Source organism: Mesobacillus boroniphilus, from assembly GCF_018424685.1.
Taxonomy (GTDB): domain Bacteria; phylum Bacillota; class Bacilli; order Bacillales; family Cytobacillaceae; genus Mesobacillus; species Mesobacillus boroniphilus_A.
This window is the reverse complement of sequence record NZ_QTKX01000001.1, coordinates 126,949-149,615: the sequence shown is the minus strand read 5'-3', so window position 1 is coordinate 149,615 and position 22,667 is coordinate 126,949. Positions and strand designations below refer to the sequence as shown.

The 22,667-nt window shown below is 42.8% G+C and carries 26 protein-coding genes; 11 read left to right on the top strand and 15 right to left on the bottom strand.

Annotated elements, in window-relative coordinates:
• The first annotated feature begins 29 nt into the window (after positions 1-29).
• Entirely contained in the window at positions 30-164 is a 135-nt protein-coding gene (yhfH, locus tag DYI25_RS00810; protein ID WP_213365805.1) for a protein YhfH, read from the top strand.
• A gap of 110 nt (positions 165-274) precedes the next feature.
• On the opposite strand, the gene DYI25_RS00805 is transcribed toward yhfH, so the two are convergent.
• The 5 genes from DYI25_RS00805 to hemE all read right to left on the bottom strand — a co-directional run bounded on the left by DYI25_RS00805 (position 275) and on the right by hemE (position 6,923).
• Positions 275-2,479, bottom strand: coding sequence for a YhgE/Pip domain-containing protein (locus tag DYI25_RS00805; protein WP_213365801.1), 2,205 nt, complete (start codon positions 2,477-2,479; stop codon positions 275-277).
• Positions 2,480-2,554: 75 nt separating this feature from the next.
• Positions 2,555-3,127 carry a TetR/AcrR family transcriptional regulator gene (locus DYI25_RS00800; protein WP_213365798.1) on the bottom strand — a complete coding sequence of 191 codons (573 nt, stop codon included), beginning with the start codon at positions 3,125-3,127 and terminating at the stop codon, positions 2,555-2,557.
• A gap of 118 nt (positions 3,128-3,245) precedes the next feature.
• Entirely contained in the window at positions 3,246-4,673 is a 1,428-nt protein-coding gene (hemY, locus tag DYI25_RS00795; RefSeq protein ID WP_213365795.1) for a protoporphyrinogen oxidase, read from the bottom strand.
• A 174-nt stretch (positions 4,674-4,847) separates the two neighbouring features.
• A complete protein-coding gene (hemH, locus tag DYI25_RS00790) occupies positions 4,848-5,786 on the bottom strand; it encodes a ferrochelatase (RefSeq protein ID WP_213365792.1) in 939 nt (312 codons plus the stop codon).
• A gap of 90 nt (positions 5,787-5,876) precedes the next feature.
• The gene (hemE, locus tag DYI25_RS00785) at positions 5,877-6,923 is read right to left on the bottom strand and encodes a uroporphyrinogen decarboxylase (protein WP_213365789.1); all 1,047 of its coding nucleotides are present in this window, start codon (positions 6,921-6,923) and stop codon (positions 5,877-5,879) included.
• 308 nt (positions 6,924-7,231) lie between these two features.
• Between hemE and DYI25_RS00780 the strand changes: the two genes are divergently transcribed.
• Positions 7,232-7,738 (top strand): antibiotic biosynthesis monooxygenase family protein, encoded by a 507-nt coding sequence (locus DYI25_RS00780; protein ID WP_213365786.1) that lies wholly within the window; start codon positions 7,232-7,234, stop codon positions 7,736-7,738.
• 32 nt (positions 7,739-7,770) lie between these two features.
• Here DYI25_RS00780 and DYI25_RS00775 read toward each other — a convergent pair whose 3' ends face one another.
• The 3 genes from DYI25_RS00775 to liaF are packed head-to-tail and all read right to left on the bottom strand — an operon-like array spanning position 7,771 to position 10,211.
• Positions 7,771-8,412, bottom strand: coding sequence for a response regulator (locus DYI25_RS00775; RefSeq protein WP_213365783.1), 642 nt, complete (start codon positions 8,410-8,412; stop codon positions 7,771-7,773).
• On the bottom strand, positions 8,412-9,446 hold the full coding sequence (locus DYI25_RS00770) for a sensor histidine kinase (RefSeq protein ID WP_249745198.1): 1,035 nt from the start codon (positions 9,444-9,446) through the stop codon (positions 8,412-8,414). Before DYI25_RS00770 ends, DYI25_RS00775 begins: the two co-directional genes overlap by 1 nt.
• A 15-nt stretch (positions 9,447-9,461) precedes the next feature.
• On the bottom strand, positions 9,462-10,211 hold the full coding sequence (gene liaF, locus DYI25_RS00765; RefSeq protein ID WP_249745197.1) for a cell wall-active antibiotics response protein LiaF: 750 nt from the start codon (positions 10,209-10,211) through the stop codon (positions 9,462-9,464).
• A gap of 319 nt (positions 10,212-10,530) precedes the next feature.
• Between liaF and DYI25_RS00760 the strand changes: the two genes are divergently transcribed.
• Entirely contained in the window at positions 10,531-11,922 is a 1,392-nt protein-coding gene (locus DYI25_RS00760; protein WP_213365774.1) for a hypothetical protein, read from the top strand.
• Positions 11,923-12,076: 154 nt separating this feature from the next.
• Positions 12,077-13,285: a M20 family metallopeptidase gene (locus DYI25_RS00755; protein WP_274609479.1), complete on the top strand. Its 1,209-nt coding sequence runs from the start codon at positions 12,077-12,079 to the stop codon at positions 13,283-13,285.
• Positions 13,286-13,350: 65 nt separating this feature from the next.
• Here the strand turns inward: DYI25_RS00755 and DYI25_RS00750 are convergent, their stop codons facing one another.
• The 3 genes from DYI25_RS00750 to DYI25_RS00740 form a co-directional block, all read right to left on the bottom strand.
• Complete coding sequence (locus DYI25_RS00750) at positions 13,351-14,073, bottom strand: EcsC family protein (protein WP_213365768.1); 723 nt, start codon at positions 14,071-14,073, stop codon at positions 13,351-13,353.
• 101 nt (positions 14,074-14,174) lie between these two features.
• Positions 14,175-15,386: an ABC transporter permease gene (locus tag DYI25_RS00745; protein WP_213365766.1), complete on the bottom strand. Its 1,212-nt coding sequence runs from the start codon at positions 15,384-15,386 to the stop codon at positions 14,175-14,177.
• Entirely contained in the window at positions 15,379-16,119 is a 741-nt protein-coding gene (locus DYI25_RS00740; protein WP_213365763.1) for an ABC transporter ATP-binding protein, read from the bottom strand. The genes DYI25_RS00745 and DYI25_RS00740 overlap by 8 nt, the downstream gene beginning before the upstream one ends.
• A gap of 617 nt (positions 16,120-16,736) precedes the next feature.
• On the opposite strand from DYI25_RS00740, the gene DYI25_RS00735 reads away from it, so the two are divergent.
• The 3 genes from DYI25_RS00735 to DYI25_RS00725 all read left to right on the top strand — a co-directional run bounded on the left by DYI25_RS00735 (position 16,737) and on the right by DYI25_RS00725 (position 19,498).
• Entirely contained in the window at positions 16,737-17,156 is a 420-nt protein-coding gene (locus DYI25_RS00735; protein WP_213365760.1) for an HIT family protein, read from the top strand.
• A gap of 616 nt (positions 17,157-17,772) precedes the next feature.
• Complete coding sequence (serC, locus tag DYI25_RS00730) at positions 17,773-18,855, top strand: 3-phosphoserine/phosphohydroxythreonine transaminase (protein WP_213365757.1); 1,083 nt, start codon at positions 17,773-17,775, stop codon at positions 18,853-18,855.
• Positions 18,856-18,979: 124 nt separating this feature from the next.
• On the top strand, positions 18,980-19,498 hold the full coding sequence (locus DYI25_RS00725; RefSeq protein ID WP_213365754.1) for a tryptophan transporter: 519 nt from the start codon (positions 18,980-18,982) through the stop codon (positions 19,496-19,498).
• Between the two features lie 44 nt (positions 19,499-19,542).
• Here the strand turns inward: DYI25_RS00725 and DYI25_RS00720 are convergent, their stop codons facing one another.
• On the bottom strand, positions 19,543-19,734 hold the full coding sequence (locus tag DYI25_RS00720; RefSeq protein WP_213365752.1) for a hypothetical protein: 192 nt from the start codon (positions 19,732-19,734) through the stop codon (positions 19,543-19,545).
• A gap of 174 nt (positions 19,735-19,908) precedes the next feature.
• On the opposite strand from DYI25_RS00720, the gene DYI25_RS00715 reads away from it, so the two are divergent.
• The 4 genes from DYI25_RS00715 to DYI25_RS00700 all read left to right on the top strand — a co-directional run bounded on the left by DYI25_RS00715 (position 19,909) and on the right by DYI25_RS00700 (position 21,960).
• Positions 19,909-20,280, top strand: coding sequence for a YtxH domain-containing protein (locus DYI25_RS00715; RefSeq protein ID WP_213365749.1), 372 nt, complete (start codon positions 19,909-19,911; stop codon positions 20,278-20,280).
• Positions 20,281-20,520: 240 nt separating this feature from the next.
• A complete protein-coding gene (locus DYI25_RS00710) occupies positions 20,521-21,096 on the top strand; it encodes an HTH-type transcriptional regulator Hpr (RefSeq protein ID WP_213365746.1) in 576 nt (191 codons plus the stop codon).
• 351 nt (positions 21,097-21,447) lie between these two features.
• Positions 21,448-21,636, top strand: coding sequence for a hypothetical protein (locus DYI25_RS00705; protein ID WP_214705013.1), 189 nt, complete (start codon positions 21,448-21,450; stop codon positions 21,634-21,636).
• A 171-nt stretch (positions 21,637-21,807) separates the two neighbouring features.
• Positions 21,808-21,960, top strand: coding sequence for a hypothetical protein (locus DYI25_RS00700; protein ID WP_213365743.1), 153 nt, complete (start codon positions 21,808-21,810; stop codon positions 21,958-21,960).
• Between the two features lie 257 nt (positions 21,961-22,217).
• Here DYI25_RS00700 and DYI25_RS00695 read toward each other — a convergent pair whose 3' ends face one another.
• The 3 genes from DYI25_RS00695 to DYI25_RS00685 all read right to left on the bottom strand — a co-directional run bounded on the left by DYI25_RS00695 (position 22,218) and on the right by DYI25_RS00685 (position 22,661).
• Positions 22,218-22,310, bottom strand: coding sequence for a YjcZ family sporulation protein (locus DYI25_RS00695; RefSeq protein ID WP_213365740.1), 93 nt, complete (start codon positions 22,308-22,310; stop codon positions 22,218-22,220).
• Positions 22,311-22,403: 93 nt separating this feature from the next.
• Entirely contained in the window at positions 22,404-22,487 is an 84-nt protein-coding gene (locus DYI25_RS00690; RefSeq protein WP_064503397.1) for a YjcZ family sporulation protein, read from the bottom strand.
• 93 nt (positions 22,488-22,580) lie between these two features.
• A complete protein-coding gene (locus DYI25_RS00685; RefSeq protein ID WP_023615406.1) occupies positions 22,581-22,661 on the bottom strand; it encodes a YjcZ family sporulation protein in 81 nt (26 codons plus the stop codon).
• Positions 22,662-22,667 lie beyond the last annotated feature (6 nt).

Below are 22,667 nucleotides of genomic sequence, written 5' to 3'. Positions count from 1 at the left end.
AAACAACTCACTTAATTGGAGGGAACAGCATGATTGAAAATGTCGTAGAATTCTTTCGTAATTTACCAAAAAAACAGTGTATTGAGTGTGGAGAAGCAATTAACGAACAGCATGAATGCTACGGTAACAAATGTGATGGATGCATGGATCCTGGCAAACTATAAACAATAAATCGTTTTCCTTCCCCGGTTTTCCGGGTGTAATACAATCCCTTTCCTGCAGCTCAAGACTGCAAATGAAAAGCCAGCTCGTTCAGTGAACGGCTGGCTTCTTTTTAATATTTTTCTGCTAATATCGTGAATCTCCTTTTGTACATCCAATGGAAATAGACGGCCGTGCCTGCTGCCAGGACTAAAATATACCCGGCCAAAATCCCTGCATTTTGCCACATGAAACTGAAATCCCCGCTAGAGATGACAGCTTTGAACCCTTGAACTGAATAAGTCATTGGCAAATATGCGTTAAACTTCTGCAGGAATCCCGGGATTAATTCCAATGGGAAAGTTCCTGCACTTGTCGTAAGCTGTAAAATCAGGATGACGATTGCAACAAAACGACCTGGATCTCCTAAGAGTGTCACAAGGAACTGGATCAAAGCAATAAAAGTCAGGCTTGTGATCACGGAGAAGATCAGGAATAATGGAATACTCTCAACATCCAGGCCCAGCCCTAAAAGAAGAATGGCATCAGCTGCAAGCGCCTGCAAGACTCCGATTCCTGCCAGAATACCGAATTTACTGAAGAACCAGCTTGCACCGCTTGAAGGAACTCCAGCTGGCTCCCTTAATGGGAATACGATGGAAAGCAACAATGCACCAACAAATAAGCCAAGAGATAAGAAATATGGTGCAAATCCTGTTCCATAGTTCGGAACTGACTTTAATGTTTCATTCGCCAGCTTTACTGGTGCAGCCAGCATATTGTAGGTTTCCTCGTCTGGATTCACCTTTGCTTCTTCTGCTCCATCCTTAAGCTTTTCAGCAAGCTCGGACGTACCATCCACTACCTTTGAATTGCCTTCAAACAATTCTCCGGCACCAGTTGCCAGTTTGTCCGTTCCGTCCGTCATGGCTGCAGAACCAGCTGCCAGCTCATCCATTCCTCCCACAAGTTTGGAACTCCCATTCGCCAACTCCACAGAACCAGCTTTCGCTTCACTCAACTTGTCACCGAACACCTGGAGACCCGAATGAAACTCTTCATGGCCGGCTGCCAGCTTTGCAGCACCTGTTTCAAGTTGTCCGCTGCCCGCTGCCAGTTTGGACATTCCCGCTTGCAGCTGCCCCTGGCCGGCAATGACTTCCTTCAAGCCCGCTGATAATTTCTCGGAACCGGCAGCCAGCTTACCTGCTGAGTCTGAAAGTTTCGCTGTCCCTTGCTCAAGACCTGCACTGCCAGCTTCCAGTTTGCTAAGCGCTTCGGCAAGCTCTTTTTGTTTTTCAGGATATGCACTTAATAAAGGCGCCATCGCCTCCATTTGTGTCTGGAGCTCTTGAATACCAGCATGAACCTCCGCTGCTCCGCCAGCCGCATTGTCAGCCCCATTTCTCCAAGCTGTTAGGCTCTGACTGAGATTTTCGGACCCTTGTTCAATTTGTTGTGTAGCTTCAATCATTGCTGGGATCTTACTGTTTGCTTGATCTAAACCCGCTTTTACTTCTGAAGCTCCTGCCTGTAGGTCTTTCTGGCCTGCCAGAAGTTGACCCGAAGCATCCGCCAGCTTCGTTTCCCCTTCCTCCAATTGACCAAGTCCGCCAGATAGCTCTACTGCTCCATTGGCCAGCTCTTTTGTACCGGAATTAGCCGAGTTCAACCCCTCGTTGAACTCAACCGACTTGCTTGCCAACACGGATAGATTATCAAAAAGCTCCTGGCTTCCATATTTAAGCCTGACTGCACCGTCGTTCAGTTCGAAAGCTCCGTCACTCGCTTGATCAAGTCCATCGGCCAGTCCGCCGATTTTATCAAACATCGTTTCCGCGTAGGTTTCAGAAACCTTCTCGGACACAGAAGCTTTGATTTTTTCTGCTGCTGTTCCGCCAATCTGAGCAGATAAGAAGTTGAAGCTTTCATTCGGCATATAAACAAGTTCGAGTTTTTCAGGGTGTTCCTCCAACAAAGTTGTTGCATTTTCAGAGAAATCTTCCGGGATTTTAATGAGCATATAATATTTTTGCTGCTCCAGTCCTTTTGCCCCTTCTTCTTCTGATACAAATTCAAAACCAAAATCCTGGCTTTCTTTCAGCTTTTCCACCAGGTCATTGCCTAGTTCAAGTTTCTTTCCGTCAATCGTTGACCCGGCATCACTGTTGGCAACAGCTACGGGAAGATCGGAAAGATGTTCATACGGATCCCAAAATGCCCATAAGAACATTCCACTGTACAAAACCGGAATGAACAAGACGGCAATGATGGGAATCAGAAGCTTTTTGTTTCGAAAAATGGCAAGTAATTCTTGGGTGAATAGTTTATTTTTCATTATTATCCTCCTTGGTAAAATAAATGACCATTTTGTTCATTTGGTCATTTTTCTGTTAAAAATAAGGATCCCCTCCTAACGAGACAATCCTTTGAAAATATAGAACTCAAACAGCTCTGATATTTGTGCTTTTTCGAGCGGCTTGTTTTTCTTTTCCCAGTCAAAAATCAGTGATATATATAATTTCATCATGATGAATGACGTGATTTCAGGGTCACATTCCTTTATTTCGCCCTTTTGGACTGCCTGGATGACCCTTTGTTTAATAAAGCCAAGGATGGCAGCTTCCAGCTTATCCATAACTTCCAAAACAGCTGGTGTTCCGATATCCCGCGCTTCCTGGGAAAGCTTGATCGTTAATTGATGTTTTTTACGAAACTCCAGCAGTCGATATAATGCTCTATGGACATTTTCGTAAAAAGAATCTTCTTGATTCACAGCCTCATTTGCGACCTCTCCCATTTCTTTGATCAGGTCATTAATAATTTCATCGAAAAGCTGTTCTTTATTTTTGAAAAAAGTATAAATAGTACCTTTCCCTACATTCGCCAGCTTTGCGACCTGATCGATTGTCGTTGCCTTATATCCGTAGAGTGAAAAAGAGTTGTTGGCCGCATCAATAATCTGCTGTCTCCGGTCGATTGCCATGTTAACACCTCCAAAAATGACTATTTGAGAAAAACGGTCATTTCGTCAAATAATAAATTATCACATCTTTTACACTGTGGCAAGTATGTAAAATAAAAAACCCTTAAAAAAGGGTTTTTTATTGGTTAAGCTGCAAATATCCAAGAATCTTTTCGACCGCTGCTTCTCCCTGGTCGATACAATCTGGAAGGCCCACTCCTTCATAGGAGCTTCCCCCTACAAATACGCCTGGAAGCTCATTTGAGAGATTATTCTTCAGGTTCGCTACCCTTTCCTTGTGCCCTACTGTGTACTGCGGCATTGCCTCTTTCCAGCGGGAAACTACTGAAAAATCAGGCTGTGCCTGGATATCCATCGTTTTATTTAAATCCTCGAGAGCGATCTTGATGATTTCATCGTCCGAAAGCTCGACAATAGCCTCGTCACCTGGCCTGCCGACATAGAGCCGGAGCAATACTTTTCCCTCAGGTGTAGTATGCGGCCATTTTTTATGTGTCCAGGTGCAAGCAGTAATTGTATAATCACTATTCCGCGATACAACGAATCCAGTACCGTCAATATCTTCTTTTATGACACTTTCCGGGAATGCCATCGCAACTGTAGCCACGGATGTTGAAGGCATGCTGCGGAACGGATCAAAAATATGTTCATGTTCTGAGAACATATGCAAAGCAGCTTCATGTGGTGCAGATACAAGAATACTATCTGCGTCCAGCGTTTCCCCGCTGCTCAGCCTCATCCGGTAGCCGCTTTCCTGCTTGCTCACTTTATCGACCCGAATCCCTTTTATGACCGAACCCGGATCAAGCTTCGACTCAATTGCATCGACAAAAGATTGCAAACCTGACGTCACGGTTAGGAACATTCCCTTTTTCTTGGTCTGCCCGGTATCAGCAGGCTTGATTTTCGAGGGAGTAGTCGATTTTTTTGTGCCAAGAATCAGGCTCCCGTATTTCTGCTCCACTTGATAGAATTGCGGGAAAGTGGATAATAGACTCATGTTATCAATATCTCCGGCATAGATACCGGAGAGCAGAGGCTCAATCAGATTTTCGACAACCTCATCGCCGAGCCTGCGGCGGAAAAATTCACCAAGTGACTGGTCTCCTTTTACCTTAGAAGGTGGCATAAAGAAGTCTCCTGCAGCCCGGAACTTACCTGGCCACGAAAATAGGCCGGTTGTAACGAAGGGACCGATCTGAGTAGGGATTCCCATCACAGATCCGCCAGGCATTGGGTGGAGCTTGTCCTTCACTAATACATACGATTTCCCAGTACTGTTATTGACTAATTTATCTCCTAAACCTACTTCCCTGGCGAGTCGGCCTGCACTTTCTTTTCTTTCCAGGAAGGAATCAGGTCCTCTTTCAATTACAAAGCCATCTTTAACATGCGTTTGCATTTTCCCGCCAACACGATGGGAGGCTTCAACCAGTTTCACATCAAGCGGAAGCTGGTTCTCCCTGGCATGCTTTTGCAAATAGTATGCAGCCGCCAAACCAGTTATGCCGCCCCCTACAATTACAACTTGCTTCTTTTCTGTCACGGTAAATCGCCTTCTTTAAGTAGTTTTAGCCAGGCTCTTTTCGTAAATTTTGTTGCTATCTCAACCTGTATGAATGCATCTTAATTCAGAAGTCTCCTCGAAAAGAGCAACGATACCATTATTAATGCGGTTTTTAGAACATGTACGAAAAGCCACAATCAATGCGAATACAGCCTAGCGTGAAGTTGACAGCTTTTTTAAAATAATATCTGCCAATGCATCAATAAATTCAGGCTCTGTATTTGGCATTGGCGGCCTGTAATAGCTGGCCCCGATATCATCTGTCACGTTCTTGCATTCATAATCATTGTCATACAATACTTCCAGGTGATCTGATACAAATCCAGCTGGTACATAAACAAAGGCTTTATAGCCATTTGCCTTGAATAGGTCTCTCGTCAAGTCCTGGACATCAGGCCCAAGCCAAGGCTCAGGTGTGTTGCCTGCACTTTGCCAGCCAACCTCGTAATTTTTCACGTTTGCCTGATTAGCGATCATATCAGCAGTTTCTTTTAATTGTTCAGGATACGGATCGCCCATTTGGAGAATTTTCTCCGGAAGGCTGTGGGCAGAAACAATCAATACTGCATTCTCGCGCTGATCGGCAGGCATTTCAGCAAAAGTTTTACTGACTCTGTCTGACCAGTACTTGATGAATTTCGGCTCATCATACCATTGTTCAACCGATACAATTTCAGGTCCACCCAATTTTGCCGCTTCTTCCTTTGCGCGTCCATTATACGATTTCACGCTGAAGGTCGAAAAGTGGGGTGCGAGCACGATGCTGACCGCCTCTTCAATGCCATCATCATGCATTTGCTTCACGGCATCCTCGATAAACGGCTCAATATGCTTCAACCCAAGATACATTTTGAATTCAATTTCATCCTGGATACTGTTTAGATGCTGTTCGAGCTTCTCGCCCTGAGCAACGGTGATTTTCGCCAGTGGAGAAATACCACCAATTGCTTCATAACGCTGTTTTAAATCCTCAAGCATTTCCGGTGACGGAGTACGTCCGTGGCGGATATGTGTATAATATCGTTCAATATCTTCTTCTTTGTAGGGTGTGCCGTATGCCATCACAAGCAATCCCATCTTTTTCTTCGTCATGATTGCACCTCTTTTTCGAGTCTCTAAGCTTCTATTCTGCCAAAAACCAGACCATTTTACCAAATGTAATGCTCTGAAGCAGAATAGAGACTATTTACCTAGTTTTGAGGCAGAGTACTCATGAATAAAAGCAGTCAGTTTTTTCAATGTTTCCGGGTTCACTGATGGGAATACCCCATGCCCAAGGTTGAAGATGTAGCCTGGCTGTGCCATGCCCTGGTCAAGGATGGCCTTTGCCTTTTCTTCAATTACTTCCCAAGGGGCAAGCAAGATGGCTGGGTCAAGATTTCCCATGACGGTTTTCTGGATTCCAAGCTCGCGAGCCTCACTGATTTGCAGGCGCCAATCCAGTCCCACTACATCAAGCGGAAGTTCATGCCACTCCATGGCAAGGTGGCTTGCTCCAACTCCGAACATGATCAATGGAACATTTTCTTTCTTCAGTTCAGAAAAAATCCTGTTCATTACTGGCTTGATGAAAGTACGGTAATCCTGGACATTCAGTGCTCCGACCCATGAATCAAAAATCTGGATTGCTTTCACTCCAGCCTTGATTTGTGATTTCACATATGTAATCACCATATCGCCAAGCTTGTCCATCAGCGCGAACCAGGCTTCTGGCTGTGCGTACATGAATGCCTTTGTCTTGTTATAATTCTTTGAAGGACCGCCCTCGATCATATAGCTTGCAAGCGTGAACGGAGCTCCTGAGAAGCCAATCAATGGTACAGACAGCTGTTCTTGTGTAAGAAGCTTGATTGTATCGAGTACGTAAGGTATATCTGATTCAGGGTTGATGGCGCCCAGCTTTTCAACATCTGCCAATGTTTTTACGGGATTAGAAATGACAGGTCCGATGCCTGTTTTAATTTCGACATCTACACCCATAGCTGGAAGTGGTGTCATGATGTCTTTATAAAGAATCGCAGCATCCACTCCATATTGTTCTACAGGAAGTCTTGTGACGTATGCGCATAGCTCTGGCTGATGCGTAATTTCAAATAGTGAATACTTTTCCTTGATTGCTCTATATTCAGGCTGGGACCTTCCAGCTTGTCTCATATACCAGACAGGAACGTAATCTGTTTTTTCACCTCTGGCTGCTTTTAAAAATGTATCGTTAATCATCTTACTCATTAAGGGAAATCCACCTTTCAATAATGTCTGTATTCCATTGTAATATAAAAGGATTAAAATAAAAAACAACTATTTTTGTGAATCGAAAATGGGGTAGATTAGCATGATTTATAACAAAAACTAAACAAACTATATACACTATATCCTTTTTATTACCCAATTTCATAGAAAACGCTTTAAATTGTTGAAAATTTGACGAATTTTGCTTTAACGTCTTCTATAAAAGGGAAAACAGATGATAGCTTGGTGATATCAGCATACAATTAGTATAATAGAAGTAAACCATATTTATAAGATGAGGTGAGAAAATGAATCTATATATTACATCGGGAACTCCAGATTTTTTACTAAAATTAAAGGAAAAACACCAGGGAGAGAACATGATATTGATGAACAATAATGAATCATCACTCCTTGTCCATGAAACTGGCAAAAAAACAGTGTTCAGCTCACCAAGGATGTATGAAGTGATTGACTCCTCTGGTTCACTTGACCATGAAGGATTCGCTGTTCTCAACAATATTCCCGTAACAGATGAAGGGCGGCCTCTATTTGAAGACCGGTTTTTGAACAGGCCGAGATTGATTGAGAATGAACCTGGTTTTGTCGCGATCCGTGTTCTTCGTCCATTGAGTTCGAACACATATATCATTATGACAATCTGGGAAAATGAAGGTGCATTCGAAAACTGGCAAAAATCGAAGGCTTATGAAAATGCGCACAAAAAACGCGGTACGGAAGAAGGTATAGACGGTGCTCGACCAAACATTTTTGAGAGCGCATCTTATGTTTCGAAATACTATGTAGATAAATAGAAAATGGGAGGGCATAAGGCACCCTCCCATTTTTATGTCATTTTAATCAAACCATTTCTGTTTGCATAAACAGCTGCCTGCGTCCTGTCTGATAAACCGAGTTTTCCCAGAATGTTCGAAACATGGGTTTTGACCGTTTTCACTCCGATGAATAACTCCTCGCTGATTTGCTGGTTTGTCATTCCTTCACCAATACATTTTAGGACATCAAGCTCCCGTTCTGTCAGGTCATCATGTGGCTTACGCTCCTGTGGTCTTAGCCTTTTCATCATCCTGTTGGCCACTTTTGGTTCAATGACAGTTTCCCCTCTTGACGCTTTTTCAATTGCCTTAATGACTTCCGACGCGGTCGCTGTTTTAAGCATGTAGCTGAATGCCCCTGCCTCGATAGCTGGAAATACCTGTTCGTCGTCATAAAAGCTAGTGATGATGATGATTTTGCATTCTGGATAAAAGCTTAGAATCTCCCTGGTTGCATCAATACCCGTTCCATTCTCCATTAACAGGTCCATCAGGACAACATCTGGTTTCGTATCTCTTACAAGCGAAACAGCTTTTTTTCCACTATCCGTTTCCCCGACAATCTCGATTCCCTCTTCTGTCTCCAAATAGGAAATGATCCCTTTTCGAACCATTTCGTGATCATCTACTACAGCTACTCTAATTTTCCCCACTACGTTTCCCTCCTCATGGCCGGTATCCGTATTTCAATATATGTACCCTCGTTTTCTTTTGACCTGATATTATAAGTGCCCCCAATCTGTTCGCACCGTTCTCTCATTGTCTTGAGGCCGTAGGACGTCATCCTTTCTTCATGGATATCAAATCCCTTCCCGTTGTCGCCGATGTAAAGATGAATATAGCCATTCTCCTCTGAAAGGAATAGTTTCACCCTGGTAGCATCAGCATGGCGCAGGATATTTGACAGTGCTTCCTGGACAATTCGGAAAATATGTTCTTCTGCAGCTTTCGAGAGATGGTCAATTTCATCAACACTCGCCTCGAATGTAAGTGTGGTTTTATGCTTTAATTCTTGAATCAACTTTACGATTCCTTCGCACAGGCTCTCTCCACTTAGTTGGACAGGCCTCAGGTGAAGAAGGAGAGCTCTCATCTCCTCCTGTGCTTTACCAGCTATCTCTGAAATTTGTTCTAGCTGCTTCCGGGCCTTTTCCGGCTCTTGATCAAACCATCTCAGTGAAGCCGAAGACATCATACTAAGTGCGAAAAGCTGCTGGCTGACTACATCGTGTAGATCTCTGGCAAGCCTTTGTCTTTCCTCCATGATTGCGGCCGATTTTGCGGTCTTTGAAAGCTCTGTCTTTTCTTCGGCAAGCCGTTGCAGTGATTGTACCTGTTCCTGCAGGTATTCAGATAAATGATTGAGTTCCTCTGAAATCAGTCCAATTTCGTCTTTTTCGTTTGTGGGCATTCTATCTGTGAACTTGCCTCTTCTCATTGTAGTGATGAACAATAAAATGTCTGTAAGACGGCCTTTGATTAAGTAGCTCCCTCTTAAACTAAAATAGAAACCTGATGCGGTGAAAATCACAAAACAATATAGCCAAAGCCAGAAAGTCATCGTTGTTGTCAGGCCACTGTCCGGAAAAAGATACAAGTAAATTTGAAGACCAATAAAGAGAATAAGAGAAGCAATGAATGCCAAAATCATAAACGTCTGTATAAACCAGAAACGGATACTTGTCATTTGCTTCACCCCCTCCTATACTCGATCAATTCTGACAGAGCCTATTTTTAATTCGATAGAAATATTCAATTTCCTGACAGCATCATCATAGTCTACTGATTTATATTCAATCACATGCTTTATTTGCTCAGGTGCATAATCGAAAACCTTTACTTCCCCAACCCCAACAACTGCACTGACTTTCACTGGGATATCCTCAGGAATGAGCATTTTCACATCTCCGACCCATCCTCTTACCTTAACCGGGGTCTCCCTTTCGGAAATGTAACCTTTACTGAAATCGATAAAGTAATCGCCTACCATATTGTATAAATCCATCGGTTCCACTGCCCAGTTTTGTTTCTTGAAGGTCACCTTCCCAACAGAAACACCTCTTATCCGTTTCACTGAATTATCTCCATCTGCAGTTGTTTCTTGTTTGGTACTAGAAGCATCAGTATCAAAAACGACTTTAATTCTATTTTTTCTGAAGATCATGGCCAACCCAAAGTAAATTAAAAACAACGGCCAAAGCTTCCACACGTCAAGAAAATGAAAAACAAACAAATCAAACCGGTCCATGGCCAACAATGAAGAAAAAATCAATAAGAAGGCCCCCCAACCAAACTGCCGTCGGAATAATGCCACCAATCCATATAAAAACATTACAAAAGGATAGGTTACGACAAAAAGCTCTTTTATTTCCAAGGAAATGACACCTAAATTGACTAGCAGCAGAATAACCCCTAAGCCTGATAGTATGACAGCCAAAGCTATCTGATTCATAGATCGAGTACCCAACAATTTCCCCTTCTTTCTTCCTATCCTAATCTCTTATTCTTTTCCACCCATGAAAATTCCTTTTTTTCATGTTTCATTCCTGTTAAATTGTTTCTCTACTATCTTAAGTATTATGTTATAAGATGAAGCCCAAGTGTTCGCCCCTCTGAAGAAGCTTTTCCCCTCCGCCCTGAGACCGATAAAAAATTCTCCAAAACTGCTCACACCTTTCTGCAGCCATCATATCCTGTAGTACTCAATTAGGAAATTTGCCTATATTACGCAAAAAGTAAACAGCATGTCATTTAGAAAGGAGAATTACTCTATGGTTATAGAATTAACGGCACTTCATTGGATATATGTTTTATTCATTTTCCTGATTATCGGTTTCATGGTCATGAAAAGGGACACCACCCTTATTTCGATTACAGGTATCTTTTTGTTGGCCATTGTCGCAACGGGATCGTTGAGTGGATCGGTCAGCAGCATATTCAATAGTTTTATATATGCGATTACCGAGCTATTGCCTACTATTCTTGTTATTTCGATTATCGTGGCGATGAGCAGGACACTTACGGTGACCGGAATCAACGATGCGATGATATCCCCGTTCGCCAAGCTGATCAAAACGCCAGCGCTGGCTTATTGGACGATAGGTATTGTCATGATGGTCATATCCTGGTTCTTCTGGCCATCCCCAGCCGTAGCCTTGATGGGGGCAGTTCTTTTACCCGTTGCTGTTAGAGTTGGGCTGCCTGCGCTTGGGGTAGCGGTCGCAATGAACCTCTTTGGGCACGGAATCGCCCTTTCTGGAGACTTTGTCATCCAGGCTGCTCCAAAACTTACGGCTGATGCAGCTGGCATTCCTGTCAGCTCAGTAGTCCAGGCTAGTATCCCGCTAGTCATTGTGATGGGTGCAGTCACAACGGTCACTGCTTTCTATCTATTAAAACGAGACATGAAAAACGGCACACTAAAAGGTGGCGGCGCGCTTGAAGTTGAATTGGATCATACAAGTGACCCCAGCTTGCTATCAGATAGTGCCAGGAAATTTTTCGCCCTCCTGATTCCAGTATTATTCGCCGCAGATGTCGCCGCAATGTCCATTCTTGACTTGCAGGGTGGCGATGCAACTGCGCTCGTTGGAGGGACCTCAGTTTTCATTCTTCTTCTCATTTCACTCGCAGCACACAAGAACAAAGGCCTTGAAAAAACGACCAGTTACCTTATTGAAGGATTCCAGTTTGGCTTCAAGGTTTTCGGTGCCGTCATCCCAATTGCAGCATTCTTCTACCTAGGCGATTCAGGATTCACAAAAATAATCGGCGAATTCCTGCCAGAAACTTCACAGGGCATTGTAAACGACCTCGGAGTGGCGCTGGCTTCGATCGTGCCACTCAGCGCTGAAGTTGGAGCAGTAACCCTCACTGCTGTTGGAGCAATTACTGGTCTTGATGGATCTGGCTTTTCAGGAATTTCACTTGCCGGGTCAGTCGCAGGTATTTTCTCGGCTGCCATAGGCGCAGGAGCCGCTACTCTGACTGCCCTTGGTCAGATTGCTGCCATATGGGTCGGGGGTGGCACCCTTGTTCCATGGGCATTGATTCCCGCGGCCGCAATTTGCGGTGTGGATCCGTTCGAATTAGCAAGAAGGAATCTGCTTCCGGTCACAATCGGCCTTATTGTCACCACTATTGTGGCAATGTTCCTGATATAGCTATAAAACACTGGATGCCACTAAATGGCTCCATTTATATACGAAGCTTCCTTCATGGGAGCTTCTTTTGCTATGAAGCTAAAATGTTTTTAATCTATTTATGTGCTATAATTATTTAAATTATCAAACTATTTTACATAAGGAGATGAATCAATTGCAGGATCAGCTTTTTAAAAAGATAGAAAACCTTTTTCCCGAAATGGTGGAAATCCGCCGCTATATGCACCAACATCCTGAATTGTCTTTCCAGGAAGTAAATACAGCAAATTATATCCAGGCTTATTATGAAGAACTTGGAATTGAAGTAAGCGCCAATGTAGGCGGCAACGGAGTGGTCGCAAAGATTCATGGTGCAAAGCCAGGAAAAACGGTCGCCCTAAGAGCTGATTTTGATGCTCTTCCAATTCAGGATGAGAAAGATGTTCCATACAAATCATTAGTTCCTGGCGTAATGCATGCCTGCGGCCATGATGGACACACTGCGACTTTATTGGTACTTGCTAAGGTACTCTATGAAGCAAGGAAGAATCTTCAAGGAACATACGTAATGATCCACCAGCATGCTGAGGAGTACGCTCCTGGCGGGGCGATTTCGATGATTGAAGACGGCTGCCTTGAAGGTGTAGATGTGATTTTTGGTACCCATTTATGGGCCACTGAACCGACAGGAACCATCCAATATCGAATCGGACCAATCATGGCTGCAGCTGACCGGTTTGAAATAGCGATCCAGGGAAAAGGCGGGCACGGCGCCCAGCCGCATAAAACAAAGGACGCCATCGTCGCTGGAGCCCAGCTGGTTTCGACCTTACAGCAAATTGTCAGCAGACGTGTCAACCCTGTTGATTCCGCAGTTGTGACCGTAGGATCATTCGTAGCAGAAAATGCCTTTAATGTAATTGCCGATAAAGCAAAGCTGATTGGCACAGTTAGGACATTCAACGAATCAACCCGGGATTTCATCGCATCGGAAATTGAAAAAGTAGTCCATGGCACCTGCCTGGCAACAGACTGTACTTGTGATTATCAGTATGAAAAAGGCTATCCAGCCGTCGTCAATCATGCAGCAGAAACTGAATTCCTGATCGACTGTGCCACAAAGGTTCCAGAAGTGACAAAGATTGAAGAAAGTGAGCTTCAAATGGGCGGCGAGGACTTTGCCTACTATCTCCAGCATGTAAAAGGGACCTTCTTTTTTATCGGTGCGAAACCAGAAACAGACGGGTCGTATCCGCACCATCACCCAAGATTCGATTTTGACGAAAAAGCGATGGTCATAGCGGCGAAAACTCTTTGCGCAGCCGCACTCAACTTTCAAACAAAGGAACAACCGAATAAAGAAAAACGAGAAACATTAGCATAAGAACTTAATGTCCGTAAGGTATCTTACGGGCATTTCTAATTCTTCAAACAAAACACCTCCGCAACTCAGAGTTGCGGAGGTGTCTGCAGAATCCTCATTCTATATGCATTCATCGCGGTTTCACCCAGCTGGTCGAGCAGATTGTAATTCGCGTAAGCTCCTACAACCGCCCCAATCCCAGGCATCAGCTGCAGCATTTTGGCAAAATCGATATAGTCCCTGTATTCCTGCTGAAATTGCTGCCAATCCAGCTCCGTCAATTCAGCTTTTCTTGCTTCCCAGTTTTCAATTAAGTCCAGTGTCTGCTTCCTATGGTCATCGCTAGAAAAAGCCAGCTGGAATACATAAAGGATAAATAGCCTTTCTTCATATCTTGAAGGGTCAAACCCATATACAGATGAAGCATCAAAAAGAAACTTCATTTTTATCGATAAAAGCAATGGAAAGTCCGCCATCCCAAGCAGTATTCCCCCGGCTCCAGTTCCAGCCCCTTCAACAGCCGCTGTCCTCTTGTACCCTGACAGCTTTTTCAATAGCTGCTGGTCTTTTTCGAATAGAGTCAGCCCTGTTCCCTGTTGCTTTTTCGTCGTGTAATTCGATCCCGCCAGAGTCGCCTTGACCATGTTTTTAATACTTTCCGTCAAGAATTGATGGACTCTGCCTGGAATCAGCTGATTCACTTTCGTCTGCGCTTTCTTTGATGCACGCGCCAAAAGACTGGAACGTTTATTCAGCTGCCGCTTCCAGGCAAGAACCTCTTCATAAGCCTTCAATTCATATTCATTCAAAGCCTTCACCCCTTGTTGTTACTAATACGTATCAAACGCAAAAACGATTCAAAAAAAATCCTTTTCATAAAAGCCAAAGCGATTACAAAAAGGATTCTAAATTAGGATTTAAGCTTGCTCTGACTGTAAAAATAAACAAAAAACAGCGAAAATGCGATACCGGAAGCCAATACGATCGCTCCTAATATCAATTCTCCTTTTATCAGCACAGCCGCCGCGAATACAGTTGCCTGGAAAATCATTATTCCCAGCAGCAAGCTCGTAAAGGATTTCTTTCTTGCATTCTCTGGTACAGGATACAGACTGACCCAAAGTTTGTTTTGGTGATGGTTCCAAAGCGGCAGTAGCTGGAACCCTGTCAAATACATGAAAAGTAAAGCAAGCAGAATTTGTCCTGGACCATATGTCAGGAAATAAAGCGCTGCTCCTCCTATCAGTGTAAGGCGGACGAGCAAGCCGAAATAATCCCCTGAGCGCGCGAAAGTCCTTAAGTAAAGATGACTGAAGGCCAGATCCTGCTTGTATGGAATTACAATTACCAGCCAGTCAAGCCATTTTCTTCTTTTGGTGCGGTCTCGCAGCTTAGGTACATCCGTAAACATATTGGCCACACGGTAAAAGGCGTTCATCCGTCTTTCTTCGTCCTCGATCAACTGTTCCCACTTCAAGCCTTTGTCCTTCGCCTGTTTTTTATAGTAGAAATACAGTAGGATTAAGACAAGTGCTGGAACGGCAGCAAATATCACCTGGGCTCCTGAAAAGATAAAATAAAGAAGAACAACATTGATAAAGAAACGAATAATGCTGTCCGTCAACTTTACATTTTTCTCGATGAAAAACTGTACATTCCAGCGTATCAATATGTTAATCCACTTTATCAGAATGAGTGCGATTAAAAGGATGAAAAACGACTTGAAATCTGCACCATGTATTTTTACATGGAGCGGCATCAGAACAGCGAGTACAAGCAGTAATAAATAAGACTGCAGGCTCAGGCTGAATGTGATCGACTTTCTAAAATAATCATCCAATCTGGTTTCGAGCGGCAACAGAAATATTTTATCTGCCTCGGTTAAAAATGTCTGGATTGGACTGTATGTAAGTACGGCAGCAAGAATTAATGCGATGATCCACGCTGCCGGGAAATCCGGATGCAGCGCTTCAATCCACTCTTGATAGTAAAAAGCTGCTGTTCCCAATAAAAACATGACGACAATCACTAAATGGCCATTAAAAATGTATCGCAGGTAGCTTCCGGTCTCCTTTGCAAAAGTACCGAAACGCTCCTTCCATAGGTGCTGCGGATTAAACATAGTCTTCTTCCTTTGTCAGTTGGATATACAAATCATCCAGTGTTGCGCCAGGCATCTTGAACTGCTCCCTCAACTCTTCAAGCGTCCCCTGAGCTCTTACCTCTCCATTATGGAGAATGACAAAACGATCGCAATATCGTTCTGCCGTTGCGAGGATATGCGTCGACATCAATATGCCAGCCCCGTTTTCCTTCATCTTGTCCATCAGATCCAGCAGGGATTGAATCCCAAGTGGGTCAAGTCCGACAAATGGCTCATCGACAATATAAAGTGAAGGTTGTACCAAAAATGCGCACATAATCATAACCTTCTGCTTCATCCCTTTTGAAAAATGGGCAGGGAACCATTTCAGCCTTTTACTCATCCTGAATTCCTTCAATAAAGCATCAATTCGCTGCTCATATTCTTTTTCCTCAAGTCCATAAGCCATTGCTGTCAGCCGCAGATGCTCTTCCAAGGTTAATTCATCGTAAAGAATAGGCGTTTCAGGTACAAAGGTGAACTGCTTCCTATATTCCTCCTTGCCTTCCAAAAAGGTCCTGCCATTCATTTTAATGTCACCCTTATGCGGTTCCATCAAACCGATCACATGCTTGATTGTCGTACTTTTGCCGGCACCATTCAGACCAATCAATCCAACAATTTCATTTTTATTGACGGTAAAACTCACATTTTTCAAAACCGGATTCCTTGTATATCCACCGGTCACCTGGTTAATTTCCAATAAAGACATGTACAACGCCCTTCCAGTTCGTATTCGTGTACCGTTATTTTAACAAATCCATATCCATTAGGAAAAGCTTCAACTTATTTCGAAACTTTTTCGCATATAAGCTGTCAATCGGGGCATCATAATTTTTGAAGGGGAAACAAGCAATAATTCGAAATGAGGTGTCTGTTAAAGACATATTCTTCGTTTTATAAGCACACTGATTTCAACGTTCAAATAAGGGGATGGTTGCATTGCGCTACGTAAATGTTAACCCAGCCGTTCAGTAACATCACTCCACATTTTGAAATGAGGTGTGTGTCGCAGATCACTTCCCGCTTTATAAGTTGTGAAACCTATTAAAGCTGATAAGGGGATGGTCCGATTGAACCAGGTACTGAATAACCCATCATTTTTATAATTCAAATGAATTGAAAATGAGGTGTTTATCAAAGGTAAACCTGCTGAGAACGTCAATGAACAGTAATTAGTTTCTCCTTCAGGGACAGGATTCCAACCGGATCCTGTCCTTTCTTTCTTTATGTTTATTGGTAAAATGTGATAAAATACCATAAAAAAGCGCAGAGTCCTGGTGTTGCATGGGACAAGAAGCGAAATTCATAATGGAAAGGGTGAAAGAAATGAGTGATTGCATTTTTTGCAAAATCATTAATGGCGATATCCCATCAGCAAAGGTTTATGAGGATGAGAACGTCCTTGCATTTCTCGATATCAGCCAGGTAACGAAAGGACATACACTTGTCATCCCAAAGGTACATAAAGAAAATGTCTATGAACTTAATGACGAGATTGCCGCGAATGTTTTCAAGGCAGTCCCAAAAGTCGCTAACGCGATCAAGGCTGCATATGACCCTATCGGCCTGAACGTGCTTCAAAACAACGGCGAAGCAGCTGGGCAATCAGTCTTCCACTTCCATATGCATTTGATTCCGCGCTATGGAAATGGTGATGGTTTCGGAGCAGTTTGGAAAACCCATCAAGATCAATACACATCTGAGGATTACCAAAAAATCGCTTCAGAAATTAATAGCAAGCTTTAAACTTCCGCATTGCGGGAGTTTTTTTGTTGACGCAAAAAAAACGCGAAGCTTTATTAGACATTTTAGATGCTCCTGCTGCTCGAAATGTCCATTAAAGCCATCTTTTTAGACATTTTTGGTGCTCCTGTAGCTCGAAATGTCCATTAAAGCCATCTTCTTAGACATTTTGGATGCTCCACTAGCTCGAAATGTCCATTAAAGCCATCTTTTTAGACATTTTGAACGCTCCTGTAGCTCGAAATGTCCATTAAAGCCATCTTTTTAGACATTTTGAATGCTCCTCTAGCTCGAAATGTCCATTAAAGCCATCTTTTTAGACATTTTGGATGCTCCTCTAGCTCGAAATGTATATTAAAGATTAAATTTATATTATTGAACATTTTGCCTCCCCCCTTCTCTGTAAAATGTCTATAAAAAAATCTAATGGACATCTTTCTCTTAAAAAAATTCTTCTAATGTGGTCCTTAAAGCCATTTTTTCCGCGCTCATTCAGAGAATAACTACAAATCACTTTAAATTTTCTGAAAACATTAGAATTTCGCTTCTTTTTCTGTTAGCATAGAACTAACTTTAGTACATTAACGAATGACTGTATTTTAATTTCGGGGGGATCCAATTGAAACGAGCTCTCAATTTTAATGCTGGTCCAGCGGCATTGCCTGAGGCAGTATTAGCGAAAGCAGAAAAAGAAATGATGAATTACCAGGGCAGCGGCATGGGTGTGATGGAGCTTAGCCATCGCAGCAAGGAATTCGAAGAAATAAATGAACGTACAGAAAATCTGCTTCGGGGTCTGCTCACTATTCCTGATGAATATGAGGTACTATTTCTCCAGGGCGGTGCAAGTCTGCAGTTTTCAATGGTACCGATGAACCTGCTTGAGAAAGGATCGACTGCAAGCTATGTCTTGACCGGAACATGGTCAGAGAAAGCGCTGAAGGAAGCTCAGAAAATGGGTAATGCCGCGATAGCCGCATCTTCCAAAACTGCCAACTATAGATTTATCCCCAGTACTTCTGAAATCGATATACCAGCTGAATCTTCTTATCTCCACATCACGACAAACAATACCATTTACGGAACTCAGTGGCATTCCTTCCCTGAAGGCCTGCCCATTCCGCTTGTTGCTGACATGTCCAGTGACATTCTCAGCCGGCCATTAAATCTATCATCATATGGACTCATTTATGCCGGTGCGCAGAAAAACCTGGGCCCATCCGGTGTCACAGTCGTCATCATCCATAAGGATTTGCTCAAGCGCTCTAAACCAGGGCTGCCTTCCATGCTTAATTATGAGGTTCATGCTGCTTCAAGGTCGCTTTATAACACTCCCCCTACATTATCGATTTATTTCCTGATGCTTGTGCTCGAATGGGCAGAAGCGCTGGGCGGGGTAAAGCAGCTTGAACTGCTGAATAAGCAGAAAGCGGCATTGCTTTATGATGCAATAGACAGGAGTGATGGGTTCTACACAGGGCATGCTGAAGAAAAGAGCCGCTCGCTGATGAATATCACCTTTACACTCGATCAGGATGATCTGACTTCAGCCTTTCTGCATGAGGCGGAAGAATCCGGCTTTATTGGACTTGCCGGCCACAGATCTGTCGGCGGCTGCAGAGCCTCGATTTATAACGCCGTCCCTCTTGAAAACGTTGAAAAACTTGCTGACTTCATGAACCATTTTAGGAGCAGAAATTAACAGAATATTAACCCTTTACTCCATTAAAATTTATGTTATAATTGGAGAAACCTTTTCGCTGCAGGCACAGAGAGCACTGCAGGAGGAGTACTAGTTAGCTAGAATAGCAGAGGAGAGATGAGAAATGAATACGAAGAATCTTGTAGCATTGTCACTTTTAGTGGGGATGGGAGCAGTCTTGCACACGGTCGTACCGGGTTTTTTCCTTGGAATGAAGCCTGATATGATGCTGACGATGATGTTCCTTGGGATCATCCTGTTTCCTGACAAAAAGAGTGTACTATTGGTTGGAGCCGTAACTGGACTGATATCCGGATTGACTACGACTTTCCCAGGGGGCCTCGTTCCGAACGTCATCGACAAGCCTGTTACTGCGTTTGTCTTCTTTGGAATACTGCTTGCCCTGAAAAATTTCAAGTTTTCGATTTATACTGCAGCTGGCCTTACAGCGATTGGAACCATTGTGTCAGGAATCGTTTTCCTCGGTTCTGCATATTTCCTTGTCGGCCTGCCGGGACCATTCATTGCATTATTCGCAGCGGTTGTCCTTCCAGCAGCAGCATTCAACGCCGTTTTCATGGGTATCCTTTATCCTGTGGCAACGAATATATTTAAAAGAGCAAAGCTTGCAGAAATCAATTAAAAATGCCAGCCCCTGTCTATAACGGACAGGGGCTTTGTTTTGCTCTATTGGAATGTGTAAAAGATAATCCCGATCAATAGAAAAATTGCTCCTCCCCCTGCCAGCGTCCCTGCTCTCTTCCGAAGAAGCGCCTTCGGAGGATACATACCCGGCTTCTTTAACGCAAGGAGATGATGGACGGCCCCCACAAAGAAAGCAACGCTGATGAATAACACCACACTTGTAAAAATCTCCACTCCCCTCCTCCCCTTCCTGAACAGAACCTTATTATATTTTTATGCCTGTTAATTTAAGGCTATGAAGCTAATAACGTTTATTTGTGCGAGAATAGGAAATTAAATATAGAAGAAAAGAGGAATCGCGATTCTTTTAGAGAACATATACAGAAAAATTGATGAGGTGGTCGAAGCATGAAAGCAAAAAATGTTTTTACGGGAATTGTTATAGGCGGTGTGGTAGCAGGGATTGCAACGCTGCTTGCAACTCCAAAATCAGGATATGAAACAAGAAGAACACTTATAGCTAATAAGAATGAATACATGGAATCCATCAAGGATATTAAAGATTCTGCTGTTGAATTGAAAAATACCGTGGCAACGGCTTCCAAAGAAGGCAAAACATCTATCCAAACATTTATTACCGATGTAAAGACAGCTATCTTTGAATGGAAGCTTCTAACCGAAGAAAACAAGAAAGGTCTTCAGGAAGATGTCAAAGAGCTTGAAGATTCAATTAAAGACTTGGAATCTGAATTGGCTGCTGCTAATTCTAAAGAAAAATAATCTGGAATGATCCTTCCCCTTAAGTAAATTTTTTCCGGTGGGAAGGATTTTCTTTTTTTATCAAGAAAGATATATTATGCAAATGGCGTTTTTGTTATGACAATTAAATAATTACATAAAAACACCCCGACTTTAGATGGAATTAAACAAATTCTAAAAATTTTGTAAATTTATATCTTTATTAATTTTTGTTTTATTGGCATAATGAAAATAGAAACAATAAAGTAGGTGATTATGAGAATGGGAGATAAAAATTATTCTATGAAAGAAGCAATGATGTTTAGCCAGAGAATTGCCCAGTTGAGTAAGGCCCTTTGGAAGTCTGTCGAGAAGGACTGGCAGCAATGGATCAAACCATTCGACCTGAATATCAATGAGCATCATATTTTATGGATTGCTTATCATTTGAATGGAGCTTCGATTTCAGATGTGGCTAAGTTTGGTGTAATGCATGTTTCCACTGCTTTCAACTTCTCCAAAAAGCTTGAGGAACGCGGTTATTTAAAGTTTTCCAAAAAGGAAAGCGACAAGAGAAATACGTATATCCAGCTTACGGAAGAAGGCGAGGGCATATTGCTCGCTTTGATGGAAAGCTATGAACCAGATAATAATGCTGTTTTTTCAGGAGCCATGCCATTGAAGGAACTATATGGTAAGTTTCCGGACATTATTGAAATCATGGCAATTGTCCGCAATATTTATGGTGATGATTTTATGGAAATATTCGAGAAATCTTTTTCGAATATCGACAGCAAGTTTTCTGACCAAGACGGTACGCTCAAAAAGATAGATCCAGCCGAAAAGGAGTATGTTTGATACTTTATGTATGAGGCCACTCCGTCATTAGAGGAAGGATAACCCCTCGGAAACACTAGCTTTGTCCACTTCCTCTGGCTGTAGTTTTTGGCTGGAGTCCAGCTGAAATCATCTTATAAAGCGGATGAATGAACATAAACCATTCCGCTTTTTGTTCTTCCAATGGTTTGCTCATTCCCTCACATTAAAAGTAACCTTACAGTATGGCAAATCTGGATTTCAGTTATCTTCCTTTTATAACCCTCCTGCTACATAATAACTAGCTATATACCTTTATCAAATAACTATCTTTTTCTTTAAATATTTGTTATTGTATTTAAGATAAAAAGATTGCTAAGGAGGGATTCTTCGATGATCTCCATTTTGTTCGTGTTTGTCCTTTTTGCTGCCTTCATTCTTTTCTATATAAATAAGCTTACAGATTCCCTCTGCATCCAGAAGGAAATACCTGAAGACAAACATGCGAAAATTTTCAGGACGATCAATATTTTAGTTACAATATTGCTAATTTCATCATTCGTTGAAATTTTGTATACGTGACTACATAGAAAAGCGCAAGCGACTCGGTCAGCCCCGACAAACGCTGCCCGTCGAAAACTGCCACGTCCTCCCAAAAGCTACAGCTTTCGGTCGTGCGATGAATCGCTTCGAAGCTTTCCTTCTTCTGTAGCCGGCGGGTCTAGCACATCGTGTGCCTCGGAGGTCCTGCTAATGAAGTCGTTCTTTGACTTCATTAGCAGGACCGAAACCGAAAAGTATAGCCGACTGTCCAGAAACGCAGAAACTGGAGACTCCGACAAAGAAGCGCTTTTTGCTTCTGCCGACGGAGTTGAAGTTTCCGAGTTTCTAGGAGGCGACAACTAGACAAGCGTCTCGAGGAGTTAGGAGCCGCAGCTAGACAAGCGACTCGAGCTGCTCAAAGCTAACGCTTATCGCAAGATACTCAAGGAAGTTCTCTAAGGGATGAAAACTGGCTAGGCGCTGGAGCTGGACATTTCTCGGAGTTGAAATAATAAAAAACTGTTTACATAAATTAAGCGGTGAGGACTTCCTCACCGCTTTTTATTATCAGACTCAGTATTAATGATTAAGGCATGCAGAAAGCATTGCCCCATCGCTGCTTACAGCCAAGATGCACCGATGATGATTAACAGAATGAATAACACGACAATTAACGCAAAGCCGCCGCCGTATCCACAGCCTCCTCCAGACATTGAGGTTCCTCCTTTCTGCTTTAAGAACTTGCCTTAACATCATTGCTTAGAAGTAAGGGGGCCAAAATGTCCCCCTTACTCTTTACTCAGAGATTAAAGCCAAGCTGCACCCACGATGATTAACAGAATGAATAACACGACAATTAACGCAAAGCCGCCGCCGTATCCTGCACCCATATTAACACCTCCTTCCAAAGTGGTTATGATATCTTATTCAAGTAATGTCTTTTCCGCATAGGCAACTATCCTGCATTACTTGCATTTTGTTTATTACAGGTAAGCAGCACCTACAACGATCAGCAAGATGAACAGGACAACGATTAACGCAAAGCCTGAATTATAGTGGCCCATTATCAA